Consider the following 16,816-nt stretch of genomic DNA (forward strand, 5'->3'; position numbering starts at 1 on the left):
GAAGGGCACCCGTGGAACCCCTCCTCACCCTCGCCGCCGTCACCGGCCTGCTGCTGCTCCTCGGGGCCCTCGGAGCAGCACGGCTCCACCGCCCGGCCGTCGCCCTGCGCGGCGGACTGGCCGCCATGTTCGCCCTCACCGGCGGCGCGCACTTCATCGACATGCGCGAGCAGCTCATTGCGATGGTGCCGCCTGGCCTTCCCTTCCCCGGGCTGCTTGTCACCCTGACCGGCGTCGCCGAACTCGCCTGCGCGATCGGTCTGTTGTGGACGAGGACGACCCGGGCTTCGGCCGCGGTGCTGGGCCTGCTGCTGGTCGGGATGTTCCCCGCGAATGTGTACGCGGCCGGCGCCGACGTCCCCTGGTGGGACCAGCTCGGGCCACGAACAGCCACCCAGCTTCTCTTCCTGGCGGCGACCGTCACCGTCCTGGTCCGGCACGGCCGACCGGCACGGTGCCATGGCGGATCGTGAGCCGGCTGGGCGGATCCCCCGATAGTCCCGTGTCGGGTCGCGTCGGATTGCCTTCGGCGACATCGGCCGGCGCTGGGCCGGTGCCCGCTGGGGACGCAACGACGGCGATCACCAAGTGGCCGCGGCGCTGCGGGACATGAGCCAGGGCGGGCACTCGCGAGCGTGGGGTGTCGGGGGAGGGGGCGACGTGCCGGCGAGGTGGGGCCGAGCCGGCCTGGTGGGGCGGGCCATCAGGGGCGGAAGCGGGCCATCAGGGCGGACGTGGGGGAACCGGCCAGGAACCGCGGCCGTTGGACACGGTACGGACCTTCGCACATCGGAAGTTCGGAGCAGGATGCCGACGCCGCCTCCCTACGTCCCCTACTCGCCCACGCCCTCGCCCGGCCTCCGCACGACGACCGCACGCGCCCCGCACACCCGCGCGCCGAGCGGCCACGCGGTCTCGTGCGAGGAGACAGGAGAACTCGATGGACAACACCCCGGTCCCACCTTCCCCCGCCCACCCGGTCGACGTTGTCGTCGTCGGGGCGGGGCTCTCCGGCCTTTACCAGCTCCACCGGCTGCGTGAACTCGGCCTGACGACACTGGTCTTCGAAGCCGGTGAGGACATCGGCGGCACCTGGTATTGGAACCGATACCCCGGGGCCCGCTGCGACGTCGAGAGCATGTCGTACTCCTACTCCTTCTCCCCGGAACTGGACCAGGAATGGGAGTGGAGCGAGCGCTACGCGTCCCAGCCGGAGATCCTGCGCTACATCCACCACGTCGCCGACCGGTTCGACTTACGGCGGGACGTCACGCTCCGCACCCGGGTGACCCGCGCCGTCTACGACGAGGCAGGCCACGTCTGGCAGATCTCCACGGACACCGGACGGACCGTCACCGCCCGGTTCATCGTGCTGGCGTCGGGCTGTATGTCGATGCCCAAGGATCCGGGGATCCCGGGGGCCGACAGCTTCACGGGCGCCATATTCCACACCGCCGGGTGGCCGCGCGAAGACGTCTCCTTCGCCGGCAAGCGGGTCGCCGTGATCGGCACCGGATGCTCAGGCGTGCAGGCCATCCCCGTCATAGCCGAGGAGGCGGCCTCCCTCACCGTCTTCCAACGCACCCCGGCCTACGCGCTGCCGGCCCACAACCGCCCGCTTCGAGGCACCGAGATAGCAGAACTCAAGGCCCGATACCCGGAGTTCCGGCAGGCCCAGCGGCTCTCGCGGGGCGGCACCGTCTTCGACCCGCCGACCGGTTCGGCCCTGGAGGCGGACGAGGCGGAGCGCACGGCGGCCTACGAGGCTGCCTGGGAGTCGGGCCTGTTGAGCGGACTGCTGCGCACCTACACCGACATCCTGACCGACGAGAAGGCCAACGAGACGGTGGCCGAGTTCGTCCGGTCCAAGATCCGGTCGATCGTCACCGATCCGGCGACAGCGGAACTGCTCCTCCCACGCACATTCCCCTTCGCGACCAAGCGTCCCTGCCTGGACACCGGCTACTACGCCACCTACAACCGGCCGCACGTCACCCTGGTGGATCTGCGTACGACCCCGATCGAGACGATCACGCCCCGGGGTATCCGGACCTCGGACTGGGAGCACGGCTTCGACGCGATTGTCTTCGCCACCGGTTTCGACGCACTCACCGGCTCCCAGCTCGCCATCGACATCGTGGGCAAGGGAGGTGCGACGCTCCGGGACAAATGGGCGGACGGTCCGCAGAACTACCTGGGCCTCGTCTCGGCCGGCTTCCCCAATCTCTTCACCGTCCTCGGGCCCCTCAGCCCTTCCGTGCTCACCAATATCGCGGTGTCCCTGGAGCAGCAGGTGGAGTGGATCACCGACTGCATCGCCCATCTTCGGAGGAACGGCCTCACGGAGATCGACGCCGTTTCGGGGGCCGAGGCGGACTGGGGCGTCCGTGTGGCGGAGATCGCGGCCCGGACGCTCTACCCGGCCGCGGAATCCTGGTACAGGGGAGCGAACGTGCCGGGCAAAGCCCACATGTTCCTGGCCTACGCGGGCGGGTTGGACCGCTACCGGGAGGAATGCGACGCCGTGGCCCGAAGTGGTTACACGGGTTTCGCTTTATCCACCGCCTCTTCCTCATAGGGGGATAGCGGTGTCCCCCCTCCAGGCGACCACGCCCGCGCTGGGGCGTCGGCAGCAGCAGTCAAACCGTCTGCCCATCATCGATACGTCGGCGTAGCACCAAGTGATACCAAGCGAGCAAGGCTGGGCAAGAGGGCTTCCCCGTTCCTGGGAGGCTGGGGGAGCCCTCGACCGATGGCCACGAGAACACCCGCCTCACTGTTCGTAGATGGGCTTCGCGAAGCGCAAATCAGCGAATAACGAATGAGGAAATCGCCGGCCCGGAGCCGCGCAGGATCAGCGGCCGCAGCGGTGCATTCCAGAACCCGGCCTCAGGGTCCGACCCGCCCGTCGCCCGGTTTCGATGCTGCGGGTGGCGCCCTGCGGACTCTGACGAGCTAGGTGCGCGGCCGAGGTGACAATACGTGACGCCGAGCTGCCTGACAGTGCACCAGTATTCGTGTCGATCCTGTGCATTTTTGCAGTCGGGGGCATGGAATCCGGACGAGACAGCCCATCACGCTATGTGGACCCGGCCTATGCCGTGATAGCACGGAGAAATTCGATTCGAGGAGGGCTACGACCTCATGGGCATCTTCAGCCGCCGCCAGAGTGCGACGATCGAGCCGACGCCGGCTGTTGGCCCCCGCACGCCCTTTCCGGAGGGCGATGCCACCGGAGTCGCTCTCGACCCCGCACTTCGTGCGCTGACCGGGCAATGGACGATCGACCGCCCGCACAGTCGCATCGGATTCTCCGTGCGGCATGCGATGGTGACGACGGTGCGGGGCGCTTTCACCGATTACGACAGCACGCTCTACTTCGACGGAGCCCGGCCATCCCGGTCCCGGGCCGAACTCGTCATTCGTATTGCCAGTGTCGACACGGGCGTGGACCAGCGGGACGCACACCTCATCGGCACCGACTTCTTCGACGCGCAGCGCTTCCCGGAGATGGTCTTTCGCAGCACCTCCACGATCCACGAGGGCGCGGAGAGCTTCCGCATGACGGGGGATCTGACCATCCGCGGCATCACCCGGCCCGTCGATCTGCAACTCGACTACCTCGGCTCGGTCCTGGACCCGTTCGGTATCGAGCGGGCCGGCTTTGACGGCACCACCACCATCGACCGCACCGATTGGGGCTTGGTCTACAACCAACGCCTGGAAGCGGGCGGCGCCATGGTGAGTGAGAAGGTCCGGCTGCAGTTCGATATCTCCGCGATCCGGTCCGTGCCCCTGGCGTAGTTGCCCCGGAAGGCCCCTGCGTTCCGTGCGCCCTCCACGCTTGAGGAGGCGAGTTGCTGGGGTCGTCGGAGGGAACTGGTCTGACGGCGGGTCTGACGTGCACCCCGCCCACGGCACGATGTCGTGAGAACGGAAGCAACACCCTGTTCCGGGCTGTCGACCGTGGGCGGCCGAGGTCCTCGTGACCGCCGCCGTCGAAGGTGCGGGCGAGCTTCTGGACCTCGGAGCGCGACGCCTGCGGCTGGCACGGCTGGGCTGTTGGTGGGCGACGCCTCGGCGGCCGACCTTCGTTTGCCGCTGCCGGCAGATGCCCGCGGGCGTAGATCCGGCGTACGCGCTGGAGTCGTAGTCCCTGCGAGAGGACACCGGATGGCCTTTCCCGCACATCAACTGCCGGCCCTGGAATGGCCTTTGGGAGCCACAGCAAGGCCGTTGTCAGTGGCCACGGCTACGGTCTGTCGCATGGATGTACGAGGGAAGACGATCGTGCTCATCGGCCGCTTCGACGGCTTGCGCCAGGACGACGCGCAGCGACGTCTGGAGGAGCTGGGAGCCCGGGTGACGGGCTCGGTGACCAGCCGGACGGAGCTGGCGTTCGTGGACAGCCTCCACTACAACGCGGGGCGGAAGCTCCAGGAGGCACGGAGGCGCAACCTCCCGATATTCGACGACAAGGCGCTACGTGCCCTGCTCGCCGACGAGGACGGCGCCGGCTCTGACGAGCCCGAGGCCGGAGCGGTTTCGGATCTGGTGGCCCTACGTGCACGGCTGCTGAAGCTGGAGCGCGAGCAGGGCATCACCGAGGAGCACCGCGCCGCCACCCGAGAGGTCCGCGAGAGGGCGGGCACACTCCTTCGCCATCCATTCGGCCATGAGGTGGAGATCAACGATTACGCCCTCAGTCCCTGCGGCCACTATCTGGCCACCGGCACCTTGGCGGGCAATGACTACGGCGGCACCTTGCAGATCTGGGAAATGGTCACAGGACGCTGCGTCAATGCCATCGGTATCGAGGGCGGCATCGGCCGGGCCGGCAACGAGCGCAGCATCCAGTGGTCTGCCGACAGCCGCCGCATCGGCCTCGCGTACAACACCAACCGCATCGGCGTCTTCGATCCGTTCAGCCCCCTCCTCGGTTCCGTCACCCTCGCCGAGTGTCTGGTCACGGATGACGCGACCCGGCCGGAGCCCTGGGCGCTGGCGCCTGACGGCAGACGGGTCTTTGCGAGTTCCAGGACTCGGTGCGAGGTCGGGGGCTGCGTAGTCCCCATGGACAGCGGCGAGCTGCACTGGACCTCCGGTGACGCCACGCCCGCGCACCCGTTCCTGCTGGCCGACAAGCTCCGGGAGGATCTGCGGACCGAGGAGATGGATGCCCACGACGGCGTCGCGCTCCAGGCCGACGGTTGGGTCCGCTGGTCGCAGGACGGCACCCGGTTGCAGGCGCAGGGCGGGAGCAGGGGCCGCTCGGAGGCATTCGCCATCGATGTCTCTTCGGGGCAGGTGAGCTGGCTGGCCGGGGTCGGCGAGCTCGTCGCGTGGAGCCCGGACGACCGGTTGCTGGTGCACTACGACAAGGGGCTGCGCTTCCTCGACGCGGAAACCGGCAAGCCGACAGGAACGGAGGTCGGGCACCAAGGGGTTTCGGCACTGCAATGGGGGATGCAGGGCGAAGTGCCGCGGCTGGCGGCCCTGGTGGGGGAGGGCAACGCCTCCAGGACCAAGCCAGGGGTCCTCATCTATGACCAGGACCGATTCCGCTACCGCCTCGACGTCACGCCGGTGGAAGAGGGCATGGTCTACGCCGATTCGTGGGCCTGGGCCCCGTCCGGCGATGCGGGAGCCTGGCTCACGGCCGACGGGCGGGTGGAGGTGTGGTCACTGGACGGGGAGGAGCCGAAGCGGCTTCGCACCTTGGACGTCCCGCCCGAGACCGGTGTGCTGCTGTGGGGCGCCGACGATGTGCTGGTCGCGATCAGCCCCACCACCCTGCGGTTCCTCCGGGCAGGATCCGGCGAGGTCCTCGGCGACTTCACCTTTCCCCACAAACCGCGGGCCCCGAAGCCGTTGGGTGAGAACTACTGGTTTTTCGAGAGGCATCACTTCGCGCCGGACGACGAGACATGGTGCGCGCTGTTCGAGGAGGGGGTGGTGATCGCACCGGACGGCCGGGGAGCGGAGTCGTGGGACGAGGTTCTCGCCTGGACAGTGCACGAGCGTCTGGCCTGGCCGGTGCGTTGGGGCGCGCCCGAAGTGGTACCGGACGCCCGGAGCGCAGGAATTGCTCTCGGGGACGCGCCGGACGGCAACTGGCTGCGTGAATACTGGCAAACCCTCTAGGCGGTTCCTTTCCACGGCAACCGGCGGGGCGCGAGCCGTCCGCAGATGTGAGCCCGTCGACGGGACCCGGGGCGCGGGTGTTCACCGCGCTGACGGCCCAGGCCGACGCCGATGCGGACTGATGGAGAAGTTTCCTGTTTCCTGGCGAAGCACGAACACTCGCGTCGGTGGTTTCCGTCGGTGGCTTCGACCCTCATATGCGCAGGGTTTCCGCGCCCCAGAAACTCATCGGCCCGTTCATTCCTCAACGCGAGGCAGGTGAACGGGTGCCGAAGGCAGTACGCGTACGCGCAAATTTCGTGTGCGGCGAAAGCTAAGCGGGGTGAGCCTTCCGACCCTCAATCGGTTCCGGAGAGGTGCCCAAGCTCACGGCGAGGGCGGCGATGTCGTCGTCGAGGGGGCCTGTGCTGTAGCGGAGGAGGTCATGGTGGAGAGCGTTGAGCAGTTCGCCGGGGCGTCCCTGGGGCTGTCGACGCAGCCAGGCCGGCACCGAGAAGAACTCGCCGTGGCGGTCGCGGGCCTCGGCGACACCGTCGGTATAGAGGAACAGCAGGTCGCCAGGGGCGAAGTCGAAGGTGTCGATGCTGTAGTGATCACCGATCAGCTCCGCGAGGTTGAGCAGCGGCGAGGGAGCGGTGGGCTCCAGGGCGCGGACTTCTCCGCGGTTCAGGAGCAGCGGCGGGGGATGTCCGCAGTTGAGAATTCCGATCCTGCCGCCGTCGTGCGGGATCTCGGCGAGAAGGGCGGTGGCGAAGCGCTCCATCATGGCTTCGGGGGGAAAGGCGGCGCTGTAACGGGTACTGCTGGCCTCCAGGCGACGGGCGATCTTGACCAGGTCGGCCTCGTCGTAGGCTGCCTCCCGAAAGGCGTTGACCATCGCCGCGGCCGTGCCTACCGCCGGTAGGCCCTTGCCCCGGACATCGCCGATGAGGAGTCGGACCCCGTACTCCGTGTCGACCACCTCGTAGAAGTCGCCGCCGATACTGGCCTCCGCCGCGGCCGCGAGATACAGCGCCTCGATCTCGACGTCCCCGAAGCGGCGCGGCATCGGGCTCAGGACCACCTGCTGTGCCGCGTCGGCGACCAGCCGGACCTGGAGCAGGGTCTGCTCCCGCTGGAGCCGGATATGACTTCCGTACGCGGCCGCCACAGTGACAGCGATGATCCCCGCGGCGGTCCACCACGTCCCCAGGCCGGGGAACACGAGGCTGAGGCCGATCATGAGAAGAAGGCAGACCGTCCCCAGCAGAACGGTGGGGAGCACGGGCCACATGGCGGCGGCGAGGGCTGGTGCTGCGGGCAGGAGCCGGCTGAAGGCCACTTCCGGGGGAGTCACGTACGCCAGGCTGGCGATGACAACGGTCAGGATCACCGGAGACAGCAGAATGAGTGGCCTCCGGCCGAGGCGACGACGGAGGCGTAGCCGTCCAGGCTTGATCACACTTCGCAGGATATCTACGCACAGCAGACATGTCGCTCTGGTGAGGTGGAGTCGGCCGCCTGCGCCCGGACGGAGCATCCTGCTGGGGGAGAGGAGACGAGGCGAGGGCGCCGAGGCCGAGTAAGCGCATCGGCGGTCAGTACCCACTTGGCGGACACCATGCGCATGAACTTTGAGCCCACTGCCATGCCCCGCAACGAGTGCTACGGGCTGCCTACCGCGACAGGGGCCGCGCCCCATCGCCTGGGTGCCCAGCATCTCGGCGGACGGGGCGCACCACCGCGCACCTGCGAAGTTCTCCGGGAAGTGGTATCGGCGTTACGGAGCCTCAGCCGCGGCACGATTCCCTTCCCGTGATCTCCCCGATCGCCGCGAACCTACGTTGCTCGGAACCGGCCCTGCTCCACCTCCGCGACCAGCCCCGCACTCCGCAACCGGTCCAGGTGCTGCACCGCCGTCCTCCGCTCCACCGGCCTCACCTGCGGGCCTTCGACGTGGGCGCGGTAGACCAACCGATGGTCGACGATCTCCTCAGTGGTCCGGGGCTCGCCGAGAAACGCGAGAAGCGCCGCCTCCCGCTTCGCCACCACACCGACGAAGGTGTCGAGGCGGCGCCGGAACTCCCCGGCGCCCTCGATCACGCCCTTTTGGTGGGACGTGCCGTACCAGCGCGCATCGATCTCCCGGCACCGGTGCATGGACGCCTCGAAGTCCACGAGGCTGCTGCCGACGTCACCGTAGTACGGTCCGAACGACGTCAGGTCGATGTCCGCCACGAACAGGAAGCCGTCCGGCTCGATCAAGAAGCCGCTGTGGCCCGCGGTATGGCCGGGGAGGTGCACGACGGTCACCGTGCGTCCGCCGAGGTCGAACACGGCGCCGTCTTCAAAACCCTTGGCGTCTGGGCGTCCCTGTACGTGGAAGTGGTCGCGCATCGTTCTGTCGACCTCATCGACCGCGTCGGGCGGTAGGCCGAACCCGCCAATGAGTACGTCACGGGACCGCAGGGCTTCGAGGTCGCTTTTGTGGATGTGGACCGGCACCTCGTAGCTTCCGAGACCGGCGATGTGGTCCTCGTGTGCGTGGCTGACGAGGACCACGTCCGCGGCGGGTGCGCCATCGACGAGCGACAACGACGGATCAACGACCAGGGATGCGGTCGCGCCCCGTACGAGCAGCGAGTTGCCGTACGGGTAGGCGCCCCGATTCGGACCCACAAGCACGCTGACCTGGCCGTATTCTGATGTTGTGTAACCCGTGGCGGGCAGGTTCATGACTGGCGGACTCTCCCATCTGACATCCGGTTGTACGCCCGTCTCACGCCGAGGACACCCCCGATAGCACCGCGGACCTGCGCCATGCCGTTGATGATCCCGCTGCCGAAGCAGCCAGGTATCAGTGGGGGCCGCCTCAGGGATGTAGGCGTAGGACACGGTGATGACGATTCCGAGTCCTGCCATGATGACGGCGATCCAACCAGAGTCAGTGACAACGTGGTTGTTGTTCGAGTTCTCCAAGACGGTGAGTCGTAGGGGGCGTCGGGTTGCTCCAGTCCGCACCGCCAATGTGACGGTGTTCCGCTGCGAATCGTCGCAGCGGAACACGTCTCATCTGTGGGCTCGGGTGGGCCCAAGGGGGTCAGCCCTTGCGGGTCTTGACCTCTTCGGTGAGGGTGGGGACGACCTCGAAGAGGTCGCCGACGATGCCGTAGTCGACGAGGTCGAAGATCGGGGCTTCGGCGTCCTTGTTGATGGCGACGATGGTCTTGGAGGTCTGCATACCGGCGCGGTGCTGGATCGCGCCGGAGATGCCGGCGGCGATGTACAGCTGCGGCGAGACGGACTTGCCGGTCTGGCCGACCTGGTTGGTGTGCGGGTACCAGCCGGCGTCGACCGCGGCGCGCGAGGCACCGACGGCCGCGCCGAGGGAGTCGGCGAGGGCCTCGATGACGGGGAAGTTCTCCGCGCCGTTGACGCCGCGGCCACCGGAGACCACGATCGCGGCCTCGGTCAGCTCCGGACGCCCGGTCGACTCACGCGGCGTACGCGAGACGACCTTCGTGCCCTTGGAGGCGTCGGCGATGTTCACGGTGAGCTGCTCGACCGTGCCCGCGGCCGGGGCGGCCTCGGGAGCGGCGGAGTTCGGCTTGACGGTGATGACCGGGGTGCCCTTGGTGATGCGGGACTTGGTGGTGAAGGACGCCGCGAACACCGACTGCGTCGCCACCGGACCCTCATCGGAGTTCTCCAGGTCGACGGCGTCGGTGATGATGCCCGAGCCGATCCTCAGCGCCAGACGGGCCGCGATCTCCTTGCCCTCGGCGGAGGACGGCAGCAGCACCGCGGCCGGTGAGACGGCCTCATAGGCGGCCTGCAGCGCATCGACCTTGGGGGCGACGAGGTAGTCGGTGAACTCCGGAGCGTCGGCGGCCAGCACCTTGACCGCACCGTGCTCGCCGAGCACGCCTGCGGCGGCATCCGCGCCGGCACCCAGGTGCACGGCCACCGGGTCACCGATCCGGCGGGCCAGGGTCAGCAGTTCGAGGGTGGGCTTGCGGACGGCGCCGTCCACGTGGTCGACAAAGACAAGGACTTCAGCCATGAGATGACTCCTGCGGGAAGAGATGAGGAAGGTTGAGGGGGCCGTCGGGGCTTAGATGAACTTCTGGCCCGCGAGGTACTCGGCGAGCTGCTTGCCGCCCTCGCCCTCGTCCTTGACGATCGTGCCGGCGGTGCGGGCCGGACGCTCGGCCGCGTCCTCGACCTTGCTCCAGGCACCCTCGAGACCGACCTCGTCCGCCTCGATCTCCAGGTCCTCCAGATCCAAGGACTCCACCGGCTTCTTCTTCGCCGCCATGATGCCCTTGAAGGACGGGTAGCGCGCCTCACCGGACTGGTCGGTGACCGACACCACCGCGGGCAGCGCGGCCTGAAGCTGCTCGCTGGCGGTGTCACCGTCACGGCGGCCGGTCACCGTGCCGTCGGCGACGGCGACCTCGGAGAGCTGGGTGACCTGCGGGACGTTCAGCCGCTCGGCCAGCAGTGCGGGCAGGACGCCCATCGTGCCGTCGGTGGAGGCCATTCCGCACACGACGAGGTCGTAGCCGGTCTTCTCGATGGCCTTGGCCAGCACGAGGGAGGTGCCCAGGACGTCGGTGCCGTGCAGGTCGTCGTCCTCGACGTGGACGGCCTTGTCGGCACCCATCGACAGAGCCTTGCGCAGCGCGTCGTTTGCGTCCTCGGGACCGACGGTCAACACCGTGATCTCCGCGTCGTCAGCGGCTTCCTTGATCTGCAAGGCCTGCTCGACGGCGTACTCGTCGAGCTCCGAGAGGAGGCCGTCCACGTCGTCGCGGTCGACGGTCAGGTCCTCGGCGAAGTGCCGGTCGCCGGTGGCGTCGGGCACGTACTTCACACAGACAACGATCCTCAAGCTCATCACAAGTCCATTCGGAAGAGTCGGATTTGGGTAGCGCCTCGTCAGGGGCTACGGGAGGTTGCGTGCCATGACGATGCGCTGGACCTGGTTGGTGCCCTCGTAGATCTGCGTGATCTTGGCGTCGCGCATCATCCGCTCGACGGGGTAGTCGCGGGTGTAGCCGTAGCCGCCGAGCAGCTGGACGGCGTCGGTGGTGATCTCCATGGCCGCGTCGGAGGCGTAGCACTTGGCGGCGGCGCCGAAGAACGTCAGGTCCTCGTCCTTGCCGCCGGCCGAGATGCGCTCGGACTTGGCGGCCGCGGCGTAGGTGAGCTGGCGGGCGGCCTCCAGCTTCATGGCCATGTCGGCGAGCATGAACTGCACGCCCTGGAAGTCGCCGATCGGCTTGCCGAACTGCTTGCGCTCGGTGACATAGCCCTTGGCGTAGTCCAGGGCGCCCTGGGCGATGCCGAGCGCCTGGGCCGCGATGGTGATGCGGGTGTGGTCCAGGGTCTTCATGGCGGTGGCGAAGCCGGTGCCCTCCGCGCCGATCAGGCGGTCGGCGGGGATACGGACGTTGTCGAGGTAGACCTCCCGGGTCGGGGAGCCCTTGATGCCGAGCTTCTTCTCCGGAGCGCCGAAGGACACCCCCTCGTCGCTCTTGTCGACGACGAACGCGGAGATGCCCTTGGAGCGCTTCTCCGGGTCGGTGACGGCCATCACCGTGTAGTAGTCGGAGACACCGGCGTTGGTGATCCAGCGCTTGACGCCGTTGAGGATGTAGTGGTCCCCGTCGCGTACCGCCTTGGTCTTCATACCGGCCGCATCCGAGCCGGCGTCCGGCTCCGACAGGCAGTAGGAGAACATCGCGTCGCCCTTGGCGAGCGGGCCCAGGAACTTCTTCTTCAGCTCCTCGGAGCCGGAGAGGATCACCGGCAGCGAGCCGAGCTTGTTGACCGCCGGGATCAGCGAGGACGAGCCGCAGACCCGGGCGACCTCCTCGATGACGATGACCGTCGCCAGCGCGTCGGCACCCGCACCGCCGTACGCCTCCGGCACGTGCACCGCATGCAGGTCATTGGCGACCAGCGCCTCCAGTGCCTCCTGCGGGAAGCGCGCCTCCTCGTCCACCGCGGTGGCGAAGGGCGCGATCTTCGCCTCGGCGAGCGCACGCACCGACTCGCGGAGCATGTCGTGCTCCTCAGGGAGTCGGTAGAGGTCGAGCATGTGGTTCATCGCAGACACGTCCCGTCGTCCGATCGCGCAAGTAGGTGGCACTCAGTACCCTGAAGTATGCACACTCAGTGCCACGCGTCCAGTCCGTGGGGTGCGACCGCCGGTGTATCTTCCCCGCATGAATGAGGCACAGGGACAGGGCGAAGGCGTCGCCGACGGGGCCGTCGCCAAGCCCTCGATGCGGGACGCGTTGATCTCGGCGGCGTTCGAGCTGTTCGTGGAGCGTGGATTCGAGCAGACCACGATCGACGACATCGTCCGGCTCGCCGGTGTCGGGAGGCGGTCCTTCTTCCGCTACTTCCCGTCGAAGGAGGACGTGGTCTTCCCCGACCATGAGCAATGCCTCGCCGAGATGACGGCTTTCCTCGAGGAGCCGAGCGATGAGGAGCCGGTGAAGCGGGCATGCGATGCGGCCCGTTTGGTGTTGCGGGTCTACGCCGCCGCCCCCTCGTTCTCGGTGCAGCGGTACCGCCTCACCAAGAGCGTTCCGGGTCTTCGAACCCACGAACTCTCCGTCGTCCGCCGCTACGAACGCACCCTCTCGGAGTACCTGCAACGGCGCTTCGCCGGCCGGCCCGACAGGGGCCTGCGCGGCGAGACGATCGCGGCCTCGGTGGTGGCTGCTCACAACCACGCGCTGCGGTCATGGCTCCGTTCCGGTGGAAACGAGGACGTCACGGCCCGGATGGACCACGCCCTCGGCTTCGTGCAGCAGTCCTGGAGCAGCTCGGCGGAGGAAGCGGGCGAGGGCGAGCAGGAGCCGGAGGATGTCGTCGTCGTGATCACCAAGCGCGGTACCCCGATGTGGCGCGTGGTCCAGGAGATCGAGTCCTCCACCGGAGGGTGAGGTCGCGACGGGTTTCGAACAAGGGTACTCAGTGCCTTTACGCGTGGCACTGAGTGTCATATCGTTCAGGGCGTTGCACGGCGCGATGACGCTGGGTGCGCCGCAGCCTCGTGCCCGGGGCGGCGGATGCCCGACAGTCTCGGCGCTCCTCGGCATTCCTCCTCCCGGAAGGAGACGGCACCGTGACCCAGCCAGTGATCGATTCCCTCTACGCCCCTCTCAACCACGACACACCGGACTGGACCACATATGTGGAACCAGCGGCAAGGGCGCCCCTCCCGCCGGACGGCCCGGCCGAGGTGAAGGACGGGACGCTGCACTTCCAGCGCTGCCGCTGGTGCAACACTCCGTCGTTCCGCCGCCTGCTCTGCCCCACCTGTGGCTGCACCGACCTGGTCTGGGAGCCCGGTACCGGCACCGGAGTCATTCGCCGGGTCACCGTCGGCCGGAACGGGGGTGTGCCGCACCCGGTAGCCGTCATCGCGATGGATGACGGCTACCGCCTCAGCGCCAGGATCATGGGTACCCCACCGGAGCGAATACACCAGGGAGCCCTGGTGCGGCTGGCCACTTGCGCGGGACCGCGCTCCCAGGAACTCGCCTTCCAGCTCTGCGAGGCGTCCCACGCCGGGTGAGCGGTCGATCTTGGTGAGGGCCCTGGCGTGGAAGGGTCCAGGGCCCCTGAATGCCTCCCCGAGGACCGTTCGGTGAGGCAGGGATTCATCAGCCACGCAGGGGAGTTCTCCGACCGTCCCGCGCTCACGGCCGGCGGTCACGTACAGGCCACGGCATCGCCCTTGGCCGCCGCGCTCGGCTGCGCTGGGTCACACGGCCCGGGCGGCGAGCGCGGTTACCTCCACGCGCATTCCCTCGACGGCAAGTGCGGCGACGGCGACGCAGCACCGCACCGGATAGGGGCGGGATACGACCTCGGCGTAGACCTCGTTGAAGGCGTCGCGGTCCTCGATGTCGGTGAGGTGGATCGTCAGATGCAGTAGCCGGCTGAGATCGCCGTGCGCCCGGCTGAGCGAGTCGGCCAGGTTGGTGAGGGTCTGCCTGGTCTGCTGTCGGATGTCGCCCAGATCGATCGAGCTGTCGTCGCGGTCCGGGATCTGGGTGGCACACCAGGCCGCTGAAGACGGTGGCATCGGCGGACAGGACGAACCATCTGCGCGTCCCGGTCCTGGAACGGGTGCGGGAGGCGGACCGTGAACGCGGCTCCGCGTATCTCGACACCCTGAAGACCTACGTCGAGAGCAACAAGAACATTCCCGCTACGGCAGCCACGCTCAACGTCCATGTGAACTCGGTTCGTTACCGCATCGAAAAGCTGCAGTCGCTCTTCGACCTCGACCTCAACGACATCGACGTGTTCGCCTGGCTGCTCCTGCAGTTCCGCGTCGCCGAGCACCGCGCAGTCGAACCGTCCTGACGGGGGCGAGGGCTGCCCCGTCCCGTAAATGATCTACGGCACGGCGGGTGGCCGGCGCGTTGCCTGTCACCCGCCGACGGTCACCAAGAGCCGGCGATGCCGTTCCCGCAGCTCGATGTGGAGAGCGCTGCTTGAGGGCGCCTGGCCCCACGGGCGCTCACGGCCCCGCAGATGACTCCTACAGGCCGAGGGTGACGGCCAGGTCGCGTAGGCACTCCTCGAAGACGGGGGCCAGGTCGGAGTAGGCGAAGTCCAGTTGGTGCAGGACTTCCATGCACAGCAGGCCGTACAGCTTGGTCCAGCAGGACAGGAAGACGTGCGCGGCCTCCGGCGGCAGGCGCCCGTCGATGGTGGCGGAGTAGGCGGTCAGCTGCTCGCGCAGTGAGGTGGGCAGGCCGGCCGGATCGGGCACCGGGAACGGTCGCGTCGTCCACAACTCCACCGTCAGATCCAGCAGGACCTGCTCGAAACGCTGCCCGGCCTGGTGGCGTGCCGAGTCCGGCTCTCGGTTCGGCGGGGTGATCGGGCTGGCGAAGATCCAGCCGAACTCCGCGGGATGGGCGATCGCCCAGGCGCGCATGGCTCGGCAGGTCGCGAGAATGCGCTCGCCGACCGGCGCGTCGGTGTGGGCGTCCCGGGCGTGTTCCATGGCTGCGGCCAACTCGCGGAAGAAGTCCGCTGTCACCGCGCCGACCAACTCGTCGTGGCCCGCGTAGTAGTGGTACAGGGCCGGGCCGCTCATGCCCACCTGCCTGGCGACCGCGTTGATGGTCACCGCAGTCGATCCCTGCTCGACCAGGAGCTTTCGCGCGGCCGCGTGGATCTCATCGAGGGTCGCCTGTCGCAACCTCTCCCGCCTGCTGCTGGTCCCTGCGGCCATCCTCGCCCCTCTGTCGCTTCATCAGCGCCGTCAGCTCAGCGCCGTTGCAATCCTAGGGTATCTATGTTTCCTTAATGCCTCTAAGTAAATCTAGAAGCCCTTGGGATCGGGGGTGTGGGGTGCGAGGGGTGGATTCGTCCCGTGGCTGTGCTGCTCGCTACGGCCTTGTCGTGGCGGTTGTTCAGATCCGCTCAAGTCCGCCGCAGCCCGCGCTGACCCCGGCACACAACGACCACGAAGGAGACTCGACGATGAAGGCGATCATTGTGGGCGGTGGCATCGGCGGGCTGACCGCAGCTGTCGCTTTCCACCAGCGTGGCTGGCAGGTGGAGGTCCTTGAACGCGCTCCGGAGTTCACCGAGATCGGTGCGGGAGTGTCGATTCAGCCCAACGGTTTACGCGCGCTGGACGCACTGGGCCTCGGCGATCGCCTGCGTGCCGGCGGACTGGCCGATCCACCCGCGGGCATCCGTCGTGCGAGCGGGGGCTGGCTGATCCGCAACGACATCGACGACCTGAAACGCCGCTTCGGCCAGTGGGCGACCGTGCATCGGGCCGCCCTGGTCGACCTCCTGCGCGCGGCCGTGCCCGCAGAGGCGCTGCGGCCCGGCACCGAGGTGTGCCAGGTGCGGTCCGATGGCACGGTCCGCCACAGCGGCGGCACTTCCACCGCGGATCTCGTCGTGGGCGCCGACGGCGTGCACAGCGTCACACGGCGTTCCCTCTGGCCACGCCTACCCGGACCGCGCTACGTCGGATACACCACCTGGCGCTTCATCACGCCACCCCAACCCGTCGAGGGGAGCGTGGAAACGTGGGGGAGAGGCGAACGATTCGGGCATGTACCCATGCCGGATGGCCGCGTCTACTGCTACGTGATGGCCGACGCCCCGGTCGGCTCCCGCACCCACCTGCACCAGCTACGCGAACGCTTCGCGCACTGGCACAGCCCCATCCCCGCACTGCTCAACACCGCAGGCGAGGACGGGGTGTTGCAGCACGACACATACGAGCTGCCGACGTTGCCCACCTACGTCTCCGGCAAGGTCGCGATTCTCGGAGACGCCGCGCACGCCATGACCCCCAACCTGGGGCAGGGCGCCTGCCAGGCTCTCGAAGACGCAGTCACCCTCGCCGCAGCAGCGGACACCCTCGGCGTGCGTGCGGGGCTGGAGGAATACGACCGCATCCGCCGGCCGCGCACCCAGATGATCGTCCGCCGCTCCCGGCAGGCCGGCGCCCCCGCGCACTGGACCTCCCCGCCACTGACCGCCCTGCGAGACGTGGCTCTGCCACTCCTGCCCAAGTCACTCTTCAACCGCTCGATCACCCGCGCCTACACCTGGACGTTCTGACACGCCCACCACGTGCCCCCGTCCGCCCGACGCCGCTTAAGCGTGTCGTCCCCGGGAAACCGCC

General features: G+C 68.3%; 14 protein-coding genes and 1 pseudogene. 8 read left to right on the forward strand and 7 right to left on the reverse strand.

The annotated features are described in order from the left end of the window. The first annotated feature begins 11 nt into the window (after positions 1-11). From QOM21_RS33400 to QOM21_RS33415, 4 genes are all read left to right on the forward strand, one after another. On the forward strand, positions 12-473 hold the full coding sequence (locus QOM21_RS33400) for a DoxX family membrane protein (RefSeq protein ID WP_407554741.1): 462 nt from the start codon (positions 12-14) through the stop codon (positions 471-473). Positions 474-940: 467 nt separating this feature from the next. Continuing rightward, entirely contained in the window at positions 941-2,578 is a 1,638-nt protein-coding gene (locus tag QOM21_RS33405; RefSeq protein ID WP_407554742.1) for a flavin-containing monooxygenase, read from the forward strand. A 566-nt stretch (positions 2,579-3,144) separates the two neighbouring features. Further along, positions 3,145-3,804 (forward strand): YceI family protein, encoded by a 660-nt coding sequence (locus tag QOM21_RS33410; RefSeq protein ID WP_407554743.1) that lies wholly within the window; start codon positions 3,145-3,147, stop codon positions 3,802-3,804. Positions 3,805-4,266: 462 nt separating this feature from the next. Then, complete coding sequence (locus QOM21_RS33415) at positions 4,267-6,144, forward strand: BRCT domain-containing protein (protein ID WP_407554744.1); 1,878 nt, start codon at positions 4,267-4,269, stop codon at positions 6,142-6,144. 313 nt (positions 6,145-6,457) lie between these two features. Here QOM21_RS33415 and QOM21_RS33420 read toward each other — a convergent pair whose 3' ends face one another. The 5 genes from QOM21_RS33420 to QOM21_RS33440 all read right to left on the reverse strand — a co-directional run bounded on the left by QOM21_RS33420 (position 6,458) and on the right by QOM21_RS33440 (position 12,238). Continuing rightward, complete coding sequence (locus QOM21_RS33420; protein ID WP_407554745.1) at positions 6,458-7,516, reverse strand: PP2C family protein-serine/threonine phosphatase; 1,059 nt, start codon at positions 7,514-7,516, stop codon at positions 6,458-6,460. A 446-nt stretch (positions 7,517-7,962) separates the two neighbouring features. Continuing rightward, complete coding sequence (locus QOM21_RS33425; RefSeq protein WP_407554746.1) at positions 7,963-8,802, reverse strand: MBL fold metallo-hydrolase; 840 nt, start codon at positions 8,800-8,802, stop codon at positions 7,963-7,965. 421 nt (positions 8,803-9,223) lie between these two features. After that, complete coding sequence (locus tag QOM21_RS33430) at positions 9,224-10,186, reverse strand: electron transfer flavoprotein subunit alpha/FixB family protein (protein WP_407554223.1); 963 nt, start codon at positions 10,184-10,186, stop codon at positions 9,224-9,226. A 51-nt stretch (positions 10,187-10,237) separates the two neighbouring features. Continuing rightward, positions 10,238-11,023, reverse strand: coding sequence for an electron transfer flavoprotein subunit beta/FixA family protein (locus tag QOM21_RS33435; protein ID WP_407554222.1), 786 nt, complete (start codon positions 11,021-11,023; stop codon positions 10,238-10,240). 48 nt (positions 11,024-11,071) lie between these two features. Then, positions 11,072-12,238 (reverse strand): acyl-CoA dehydrogenase family protein, encoded by a 1,167-nt coding sequence (locus tag QOM21_RS33440; protein WP_407554747.1) that lies wholly within the window; start codon positions 12,236-12,238, stop codon positions 11,072-11,074. Between the two features lie 118 nt (positions 12,239-12,356). On the opposite strand from QOM21_RS33440, the gene QOM21_RS33445 reads away from it, so the two are divergent. Both QOM21_RS33445 and QOM21_RS33450 read left to right on the forward strand, forming a co-directional pair. Then, positions 12,357-13,085 (forward strand): TetR family transcriptional regulator, encoded by a 729-nt coding sequence (locus tag QOM21_RS33445; RefSeq protein WP_407554748.1) that lies wholly within the window; start codon positions 12,357-12,359, stop codon positions 13,083-13,085. 182 nt (positions 13,086-13,267) lie between these two features. Beyond that, entirely contained in the window at positions 13,268-13,720 is a 453-nt protein-coding gene (locus tag QOM21_RS33450; protein ID WP_407554749.1) for a Zn-ribbon domain-containing OB-fold protein, read from the forward strand. Positions 13,721-13,909: 189 nt separating this feature from the next. Here the strand turns inward: QOM21_RS33450 and QOM21_RS33455 are convergent. After that, positions 13,910-14,243: pseudogene (locus tag QOM21_RS33455) on the reverse strand (RidA family protein). Here QOM21_RS33455 and QOM21_RS33460 point away from each other — a divergent pair. Then, positions 14,227-14,517, forward strand: a complete 291-nt coding sequence (locus QOM21_RS33460) for a helix-turn-helix domain-containing protein (RefSeq protein ID WP_407554750.1) — start codon at positions 14,227-14,229, stop codon at positions 14,515-14,517. The pseudogene QOM21_RS33455 and the gene QOM21_RS33460 sit on opposite strands and share 17 nt — an antisense overlap. A gap of 178 nt (positions 14,518-14,695) precedes the next feature. On the opposite strand, the gene QOM21_RS33465 is transcribed toward QOM21_RS33460, so the two are convergent. Next, complete coding sequence (locus tag QOM21_RS33465) at positions 14,696-15,397, reverse strand: TetR/AcrR family transcriptional regulator (protein WP_407554751.1); 702 nt, start codon at positions 15,395-15,397, stop codon at positions 14,696-14,698. 251 nt (positions 15,398-15,648) lie between these two features. Between QOM21_RS33465 and QOM21_RS33470 the strand changes: the two genes are divergently transcribed. Further along, positions 15,649-16,752: an FAD-dependent monooxygenase gene (locus QOM21_RS33470; protein ID WP_407554752.1), complete on the forward strand. Its 1,104-nt coding sequence runs from the start codon at positions 15,649-15,651 to the stop codon at positions 16,750-16,752. The last annotated feature ends 64 nt before the right edge of the window (positions 16,753-16,816 follow it).

The organism is Streptomyces sp. Pv4-95 (assembly GCF_045782725.1).
Lineage (GTDB): Bacteria > Actinomycetota > Actinomycetes > Streptomycetales > Streptomycetaceae > Streptomyces.

Excerpts from the sequence above, each read along its gene's own strand:
- QOM21_RS33405 (WP_407554742.1), top strand. The coding sequence starts at position 941 with ATGGACAACACCCCGGTCCCACCTTCCCCCGCCCACCCGGTCGACGTT.
- QOM21_RS33410 (WP_407554743.1), top strand. The coding sequence starts at position 3,145 with ATGGGCATCTTCAGCCGCCGCCAGAGTGCGACGATCGAGCCGACGCCG.
- QOM21_RS33415 (WP_407554744.1), top strand. The coding sequence starts at position 4,267 with ATGGATGTACGAGGGAAGACGATCGTGCTCATCGGCCGCTTCGACGGC.
- QOM21_RS33430 (WP_407554223.1), bottom strand. The coding sequence starts at position 10,186 with ATGGCTGAAGTCCTTGTCTTTGTCGACCACGTGGACGGCGCCGTCCGC.
- QOM21_RS33435 (WP_407554222.1), bottom strand. The coding sequence starts at position 11,023 with ATGAGCTTGAGGATCGTTGTCTGTGTGAAGTACGTGCCCGACGCCACC.
- QOM21_RS33440 (WP_407554747.1), bottom strand. The coding sequence starts at position 12,238 with ATGAACCACATGCTCGACCTCTACCGACTCCCTGAGGAGCACGACATG.
- QOM21_RS33445 (WP_407554748.1), top strand. The coding sequence starts at position 12,357 with ATGAATGAGGCACAGGGACAGGGCGAAGGCGTCGCCGACGGGGCCGTC.
- QOM21_RS33465 (WP_407554751.1), bottom strand. The coding sequence starts at position 15,397 with ATGGCCGCAGGGACCAGCAGCAGGCGGGAGAGGTTGCGACAGGCGACC.
- QOM21_RS33470 (WP_407554752.1), top strand. The coding sequence starts at position 15,649 with ATGAAGGCGATCATTGTGGGCGGTGGCATCGGCGGGCTGACCGCAGCT.